Source organism: Citricoccus sp. (assembly GCF_035445025.1).
Taxonomy (GTDB): Bacteria; Actinomycetota; Actinomycetes; order Actinomycetales; family Micrococcaceae; genus Citricoccus.
In genome coordinates this window covers 1-7,762 of the sequence record NZ_DAOMPX010000074.1, presented here as the reverse complement: position 1 = coordinate 7,762, position 7,762 = coordinate 1, and the positions used below count along the sequence as shown (strand labels likewise).

The 7,762-nt window shown below is 69.4% G+C and carries 6 protein-coding genes and 1 pseudogene; 1 reads left to right on the top strand and 6 read right to left on the bottom strand.

Annotated elements, in window-relative coordinates; translation table 11 throughout:
* From PLJ28_RS14050 to PLJ28_RS14025, 6 genes and pseudogenes are all read right to left on the bottom strand, one after another.
* Positions 1 to 115 (bottom strand): annotated as a pseudogene (locus PLJ28_RS14050) (shikimate dehydrogenase); the annotation flags it as partial.
* On the bottom strand, positions 112 to 1,926 hold the full coding sequence (locus PLJ28_RS14045) for an FAD-dependent oxidoreductase (RefSeq protein ID WP_298045405.1): 1,815 nt from the start codon (positions 1,924 to 1,926) through the stop codon (positions 112 to 114). The pseudogene PLJ28_RS14050 and the gene PLJ28_RS14045, both read right to left, overlap by 4 nt.
* Before the next feature lie 46 nt (positions 1,927 to 1,972).
* Positions 1,973 to 3,823: an FAD-dependent oxidoreductase gene (locus PLJ28_RS14040; protein ID WP_183528839.1), complete on the bottom strand. Its 1,851-nt coding sequence runs from the start codon at positions 3,821 to 3,823 to the stop codon at positions 1,973 to 1,975.
* Between the two features lie 157 nt (positions 3,824 to 3,980).
* Positions 3,981 to 4,874 carry an aldo/keto reductase gene (locus PLJ28_RS14035; RefSeq protein WP_183528841.1) on the bottom strand — a complete coding sequence of 298 codons (894 nt, stop codon included), beginning with the start codon at positions 4,872 to 4,874 and terminating at the stop codon, positions 3,981 to 3,983.
* Positions 4,871 to 5,722, bottom strand: coding sequence for a sugar phosphate isomerase/epimerase family protein (locus PLJ28_RS14030; RefSeq protein WP_183528844.1), 852 nt, complete (start codon positions 5,720 to 5,722; stop codon positions 4,871 to 4,873). The genes PLJ28_RS14035 and PLJ28_RS14030 overlap by 4 nt, the downstream gene beginning before the upstream one ends.
* Before the next feature lie 112 nt (positions 5,723 to 5,834).
* A complete protein-coding gene (locus tag PLJ28_RS14025) occupies positions 5,835 to 7,298 on the bottom strand; it encodes an L-lactate permease (protein ID WP_298045408.1) in 1,464 nt (487 codons plus the stop codon).
* A 217-nt stretch (positions 7,299 to 7,515) separates the two neighbouring features.
* On the opposite strand from PLJ28_RS14025, the gene PLJ28_RS14020 reads away from it, so the two are divergent.
* On the top strand, positions 7,516 to 7,762 hold a 247-nt coding region (locus tag PLJ28_RS14020), incomplete at its 3' end, for a recombinase family protein (protein WP_324590264.1).

Below are 7,762 nucleotides of genomic sequence, written 5' to 3'. Positions count from 1 at the left end.
AGAGGTAGTGCAGTCCCTGTTCGCGTCCCTCCCTCTCGTGCATCGGCGGGGTCAGCGACGCGGTGATCCCGTCACCGATGAGTCCGACCAGGTAGGACTCTGCGACTGTGCTCATGCTGTTTCCTTCTGGCCGGAGTACCGCAAGGCCGGGGGCGTGGGCCGATCGGCGTCCTCCGCGGCGTCCGGGCCGGCGGCACCGGTACGGCGGGCGGCGGCGTGTCGGGCGGCCACCCAACCGAACGTCATCCCCGAACCCACCTGTGAGCCGGCTCCGGGATACTCCGAACCCATGACCGAGGCGGCATCGTTGCCGGCGGCGTACAGTCCCGGGATGGCGTCCCCGTCCCCGTCGAGCACCTGGGCTTCCGAATTGACGCGGATGCCGAAGGAGGTGGCCAGCGGTGTCGGGTAGACGGCCATGGCGTAGTACGGTGCCTGCTGGACCGGGCCGATGTTGGGGTTGGGCTCATTCTTGGGATCACCGGCCACCCGACCGAACAGCAGCTCGCCCTTGTGGAAGTCCTCGTCCACGCCGGTCTCGGCAAAACCGTTGTAGCGTCGGACGGTCTCCTCAAGTCCCTCAGGGTCCACGCCGATCTGCTCGGCCAGACCCCGCAGGGTGACGTCCTTGACCAGGTAACCCTCGTCCACGTAGCGCTGCAGGGCGAACTCCGGCAGGTGCGGCATGGTAATCATTCCCAGGCCGTACTTGGCGAGCGTCGCGGCGTCCACCACGAGCCATGCCGGGATGGTCGGGACGGACCGGTGGGAGTCATACATGGCCCTCACGAACCGGTGGTAGGACACGGACTCGTCCACGAACCGTCGGCCGGCCGCGTTGACGGCGATCAGTCCGGGCTTGGCGCGGTCCCAGATGTGCGGGAAGACCACGGTGGACCCGTCCCGTCGCCGGCCGATCGAGGACGGGAACCACAGTGCGTTCTCGCCGTTGTCGTTGCCGAGGGCGGCGCCCACGGCCTCGGCCAGCGCTAGGGTGTCCCCGGTAGCACCCTCCCCGGCCCGGGAGTACTGCGGTGTGGGCGTTGGTAGGTACCTCTGGCGCAATTCGGGGTTCTGGGCGAAGCCGCCGGCGGCGAGGACCACGCCCCGACGGGCGCGGATCCGCCGGGGCAGTCCGCGGTGTTCGACCACGGCGCCCGCCACCTCGCCGGAATCGCGCACCAGTTCAATGGTGCGGGCGTTGACCCACAGCTCCCCGCCGCGGTCCTTGAGCTCGTAGAGCATCCGCGCGGTCAGCGCGTTGCCCATGACCAGCCGGGTGCCACGCGGGTACCGGAGCCTGTCCGTGGCCCAGCGCAGGCCCAGGCCCAGCGCGGTGGTGACGGCCTTCGCCGTCTTTCCGGCCTCCTTCGAGAACAGTCCCAGCAGGGTGTTCACCTCCGGCCGGCGCAGCATCATGGTCCCGCCCATCAGCGCGAACTCCGGCACAGGCCGACGCATCCGTGAGAAGTCTGCCGGACCCAACTTGCGGCCGTCGAACGGCTCGGGTTCCAGGGCACGGCCGGTCTTGCCGGTGTCCGGCAACTCGGAGTGGTAGTCCACCACGTTCGGCGAGCGGAGGAACCGCACCCCCAGCCCCTCCATGTACTTCAGCATCTCCGGACCGTTGTCCACGTAGGCCTGGCGCATCTCCTTGGGGGACTTGTCCCCCACCACGGCGTCGAGGTAGGCCTCCACCTTCTCCGCGTCATTGATGATCCCGTCCTCGCGCTGGAAGTGGTTGTTGGGGATCCAGCAGGTGCCGGCGGAGTATGCGGTGGTGCCACCGATGTAATCGGTCTTCTCCAGCACCAGCACGTCCAGGCCCTCGGCGACACCGGTCAGCGCGGCCGACAAGCCTGCCGCCCCGGAACCGAGTACCAACAGGTCAACCTCGTGGTCCCAACCTGCTCGACCCTCGGTCATCGTGTCCATAGCACTGCTCATCTCGTATTGCTCCCGCTCGTCATCGTCAGTACGTGTGCTCTTGCACTCGGTCTGGACAGGTTGGTGCTTGTGTGCCGTCGTCCTCGTACTCGGTCACGCCAGCCAGGTCGCGGCCGGCGATGTAGCCGAAGGCCATGGCCGGGCCGAGGTTGATGCCGCCGGAGGGGTAGTTGCCGCGCATGATCGAGGCGTGGTCGTTGCCCGCGGTGTACAGTCCCGGGACCGGGCGACCGGCGGTGTCGACGACGCGGGCTCGGGTATCCGCGGCGATCCCGGCGAAGGTGCCGAAGGAGCCCGGGCGCACGTGTACCGCGTAGAAGGGACCCTTCTTGATCGGTGCCAGCGAGGGGTTGGGCCCGACCTTCGGGTCGCCACCGTAGCGGTTGAAGGGTGTGGCGCCGCGCTGGAACTGCGGGTCCTCGCCGCGGCGGGCGTTCTCGTTGAACTCGCGCACGGTCTCGACGAGGCCGGTGGGATCGATCCCGCACTTGCCGGCGAGCTCCTCGAGGGTGTCTGCCTTGATGAGGTATCCGGCCTTGATGTAGGGCAGCAACGGCATGGGGATCGGCTTGGCGAAGCCCAGCGGGTACTTGCGGACGAAGGTGGAGTCGGCGATCTGCCAGGACTCCACCGGCTCGCCGTCCGGGGTGGCCTGCAGCAGGCCGTCCACGTAGTCGAAGTAGCCGTTGGCCTCGTTGACGAACCGCCGGCCGTCGCGGCGCACGCCGATGGATCCTGGCTTGGCGCGGTCCATGATGTGCGGGAAGGCGCCCTGGCTCCCGTTCGGGAACGGGACCAGGGACACGGGGCACCAGGCGGCCGGGGAACGCATGTCCGTGTCGAACACGCCGCCGGCGCCCAAGGCCAGGTCCAGGCCGTCGCCGGCGGCCTCCTCCGGGGCCAGGGACCAGTGTTCGTTGCCGGTCGGAGCCTTGGGGAACAGTTGGCGTCGGCGTTCGACGTCGTGCGGGAACCCGCCGGTGGCCAGCACCACGCCGCGGGACGCGCGGACGTAGCGGCCGCCGTCGGGACCGCCCACCAGGGCGCCGGTCACCCGGCCCTCGGTGTTGCGGACCAGCTGTTGGACCGGCGCGTTCACCCGGATGTCCACGCCGAGGTCATCGGCGGATTTCATGAGGCGGCCGGTCAGGGCGGTGCCGTTGACCAAGTGCATGGAGCGGCCCTTGCGCACCATGTCCCACACATGCGGGATGACGCGCCCGGCGGCATAGGCCCATCCCTTCGGGGACCACTGGGAGGCCGAGAGCATGGTGGTGAGGTCCTTGCCGGCCATGATGCCCATGCCGAAGAACGACGTGGGGTAGTACTGTCGACGCATCTTCTTCAGCAGCTCGGGGCGGAACTCGTAGGCATTGACCGGTTTCGGGCCCACCGAGCGGTTGCCAGTGCCGGCTCCGGGCAGGTGGCCGTAGATGTCGTTGATCTTCGCGCCCGTGACGAACTGCATGGCGGTCTTGGTGTGGAAGAAGCCGACCATGTGGGGCACGGCTTCCAGGAAGGCGTCGATCTTCTCAGCCGCGGCCGGGGTGTACCGCTCCCCCAGCACGCCCCGAAGGTAGGTGCGGAATTGCTCTCGGTCCTCGTTCACGCCCTCGGCGCGGGCCAGGGCGGTGCCGGGTGTCCAGGCCCAGCCACCGGACCAGCTGGTGGCTCCGCCGCAGACGGACGCCTTTTCGGCCACCATGACGTTCAGGCCGTGGTAGGCGGCGGTCACCGCGGCCGAGAGGCCGCCGGCTCCGGAACCGGCCACCAGCACGTCCACGTCCTCCACGGGGACGCCGTTGGCCAGCACCTCGTCCTCGTTCAGGGGCCGCGGGGCGGCGCTGTCCTGCGGTGTCGTCGTCTCCGGGGTCATCGGATCACTCTCGCTTCTGTCGTCTCAGTCGTTTCGCCCGGTCGGTGCCGGGCCCGGGGCATGCCTGGCAGGTCCGTGGTGGCAGAGCCCGCCCGGGCGCCGGGCGGGTCAGGAGTGCCCGCACGCCTGGCCGGGGTGGGCGGCGTGGTATCGGTGGTCAGCGGCCGTGCTCGTCGGGGTCCAGCCGCGGTCCGGCACCGGTGTCCAAGCTGTCCAGGGCCTGCATCTCTGCCTCGGTTAGCTCGAACCCGAACACGTCCAGGTTGCTGCGCTGCCGGCCGGCGTCGGCGGACTTGGGCACGGCCACGCGGCCGGACTGCACGTGCCAGCGCAGCAGCGCCTGGGCCGGTGTGATGCCGAGGCGCTCCGCTGGCCCGGTGACCTCGGGCAGGTCGAACAGCTCGCCGCCGCGGCCCAGGGGGCTGTAGGCGACGGTGAGCACGCCGGCATTCCGGTTGGCGGCCAGGACGTGGGGTTGTGCCACGTACGGGTCTACCTGGACCTGGTTCACGGCCGGCACGAGCCCGTCGTCCCGAAGCGTCCGAAGGTGGTGCGGGGTGAAGTTCGAGACGCCCCAGGCCCGAAGCAGCCCGCTCCCCGTGAGCTCGGCCAGAGCCTGTGAGGTCTGCCGGAAGGTTCCCTCCGACTCGGCGCGATGCGGGTTCGGCCAGTGGATGAGGTAGAGGTCCAGGTAGTCCAGGCCCATGCGTTCCAGGGTGGCCTCGAGTCCGGCCCGTACGGTGGCGGTGTCTCCAAAGGTGGCGTTGGTCAGCTTGGAGGTCACGAAGATCTCGGCGCGGGCCAGTCCGCTCTCGCGGACCCCGGCCCCGACCGCGTCCTCGTTACCGTACATCTCCGCGGTGTCCACGTGGCGGTATCCCAGCTGCAGGGCCTGCACGACGGCGGCACGGGCCTCCGTACCCACCAGCGGCCAGGTGCCCAGGCCGATGCGAGGCACGTGCACGGCGTCGGGACCCTGGGGGTCTGGCAGCCCGGTGCCGGACAGGGCGACGGTGGGGGCAGGGGTGGTTGTGGTGATCGGGACGGTCATCGGGCCGCCTCCTCGACGGCGAGCAGGGATCGGGTGGCTCGCATCAGGTGTTGGATCCAGGCGGGCCCGCCCAGGCGCTTGACGGCCTCGTCGTTCGGCACCTCCACGGAGACGGGCAGCAGTGTTCCGGTCCGGGGCGTGTCCGCCAGGCCGGCCTCGATGGCGGCGAGCATGCCGGACAGGTCGAGGTCGCCCTCTCCGGGGGCCAGCCGTGCCGATCGTGACTCGTGCACCAGGCCCTGGCGGTCGGTGGGGCGCACAGCGGGGGCATCGCAGAACTGCACCAGGGGCGCACGGCCCGCGGCGGCGGCCAGCTCCTCCGGCGTCCCGCCGAAGCGGGCCACGTGCAGGGTGTCCACGAGGAGGTCACAACCAGTCTGGACCGCGATTTCGTCTGCGAGGGGGATGGAGTTCACCACCTGGTAGCTAATGGCTTCGAGAGCTGGGGTGATGCCATAGGCCCGTCCGTCCTCGGCCATCTGTGCCAAGGTGTCACGGGCCCGGGAGAGGTCCGTGTCGGCGCAGGCCACGGTCAGCGAGTCGGCTTCCAAGGCCTGTCCGGCCTCGAACATGCGCATCCAGGCCTCACGCTGGTCCGAGCCGTCCAGAAGCAGGAACTCGATGTCCTTGACCACCACGCCGGTGTCGGCCATCCGCGCGAGCGTCTCCGCCAGCAGCGCTGATCCTGGCTGCACGTCGTAGGAGGCCTCCTGGTCGGTCACGGGCCGGACCCGGACGCCGACGAAATCGAAGCCCGCGTCGGCGGCGTACTGCACAAGCTCGGGCGGGGAAGCCGACAGCAGGGAGAGCTGGGCGAGACCGATCAGTCGGCCATCGGATGCAGGCATCTGCGGTATCCGTTCTTCCGGGACGTGAGCGAGGTGACGCCTCTCATGTAACCCGCTTCACAACTGGCACATCACCCGAGATCCCATTGATCGGGATGGAGTGAAAACACGGTCACCCTGGTTGGGCTCCTGGCAGCCAGAGCATGTTGCCGATACCCCACAGCACCAGGCACACCAGCACGAACGGCAGGGTCCGGGCGATCAGGGCCCCGCGGGTCAGGGGCGGTCCCGGGGTGCCCTCCCGTTGGAAGGGGCCGGCGATCCGGTAGGCGAGTTCGACGCGCGCCGGGCTGGCCAGGCAAGCAAGGCCGGCGGCCACGTTCTGCGAGGCCATCATCCACAGCGGATCTGCCCCCAGGGCCCTGGCGGCCGCGTCCTGGGTGCCACCGAACATGGCGTTGGCCCCAGTGCCCGAGGCCGTGATGTACCCGCCCAACCCGCCGAGCAATGGCACCAGGAGCAGGTAGCCCTGCCCCAGCCCGGTCAGTGCCGTGGCCAGCGCCTGGGCCAGTCCACCGGCGGAGACCGCGGTGCCCAACACCAGGTACAGACCGGTCGGCACCGCCACCTGCAGCCACATCCGGCGGATCTCTCGGGGCAGGAGCCACCGGTGGTCCCGGTCCATGGACAGCACGACGATGCCGACCAGGGCACCGGTGATGGACCACAATGCCGGTGAGCCCAGCACCGCGCCGAACCCCCCGAGCGGCAGCAGTCCCTCCAAGAGCTGTCCGGTGATGGTGCCCAGCAGCAACACCAGGTACGGCACCAGGGCGCGGGCCGGGATGGGCCCCATCCGGCCCCGGTTGATCACCCCGGCCCAGCCCGCGGACATCACCAGGGTTGCCACCGCACCGGCCACGGCCGTGCCGAAGGCCAGATTGGCGGCCAGCACAAGTACGGACAGCACCACGCCCGAGGCCAGTCCCGTGCCGATCCAGGCGAGGTAGTCAACCGGTCGGGGCCGGGAGCCGCCGGCGGTTGTGGGCAGTCCCCGTCCGGCGATGACCGCGGCCACGGCGCCCGAGCCCAGGAAGGCGATCACGTTCAACACCCCGGAGGCCACGCCCAGATCCTGCAGGGTGACGCCGGCGATCTGGGAGCCCAGTAGCGTGCCAGGACCCATCGATCCCCAGGGGCCCACCATCAGGGCCACCAGTGAGAGCGAGGCGGCCCGCAACGGAGTGAACCCTAGGGACAGCAGCAATGGCAGTCCGATGATCACGGAGACCCCGAATCCGGTGACCGTCTCCATGAACGGCACCACCCCGTGCGCCATGAGCAGCGCCGAGGCCACCGTGGGACCACCGCCGGCCGAGAGCCACCGGGCCAGCTTCTCCTGGGCGCCGGTGCGGTCCATGACGCGGGAGAGCAGGATTCCGCCAGCGATGATCGCCAGCACCTCCACCAGGGTCCAGACGCTCTCGCCCAAGGCCGAGGACAGCTCCGCCACCGGGGTGGAGAACCAGGCCATACCGATCAGCACGGCCGAGACCAGCCCGGCCCCCGGTGCCACCCACGACGGAGCCGGCACGAGCAGCAGGGCCAAGGTCAGCACAATGGGCAGAGCCGCCATGAGTACATCCAACGGCGGCCCACCTCCACACTTCTGTCAGGTTCTCGTCACCGAAAGATGCTACGTGCTGTGGACCCGTCCCAGTTCCTTGGAACTGGAACACTCCCCCAGAGAGTGACCAAGCACGACGACACGCCGCGGATTTGCGTCCCAGAACTAAACCCAAAACGACGTCCCACCCGGAGCGTACACAGATGACTTTCGGTACAGTGTGCCCATGGACATCGGCTACGCGCGGGTCTCGACCACAAAACAGGACCTCGACCGGCAGATCGATGCCCTGCGTCAGGAGGGCATCACGGCGAAGCGGATCTATGTCGACAAGAAATCCGGTGCCAACACCAACCGCCCCGGGCTCCACGCTGCCCTGGACCAGGCCCGGGAGGGCGACCTCATCGTCGTGCACACCCTGGACCGGCTCGGACGCACCGTGAGGGACACCCTGAACCCCATCCACGATCTGG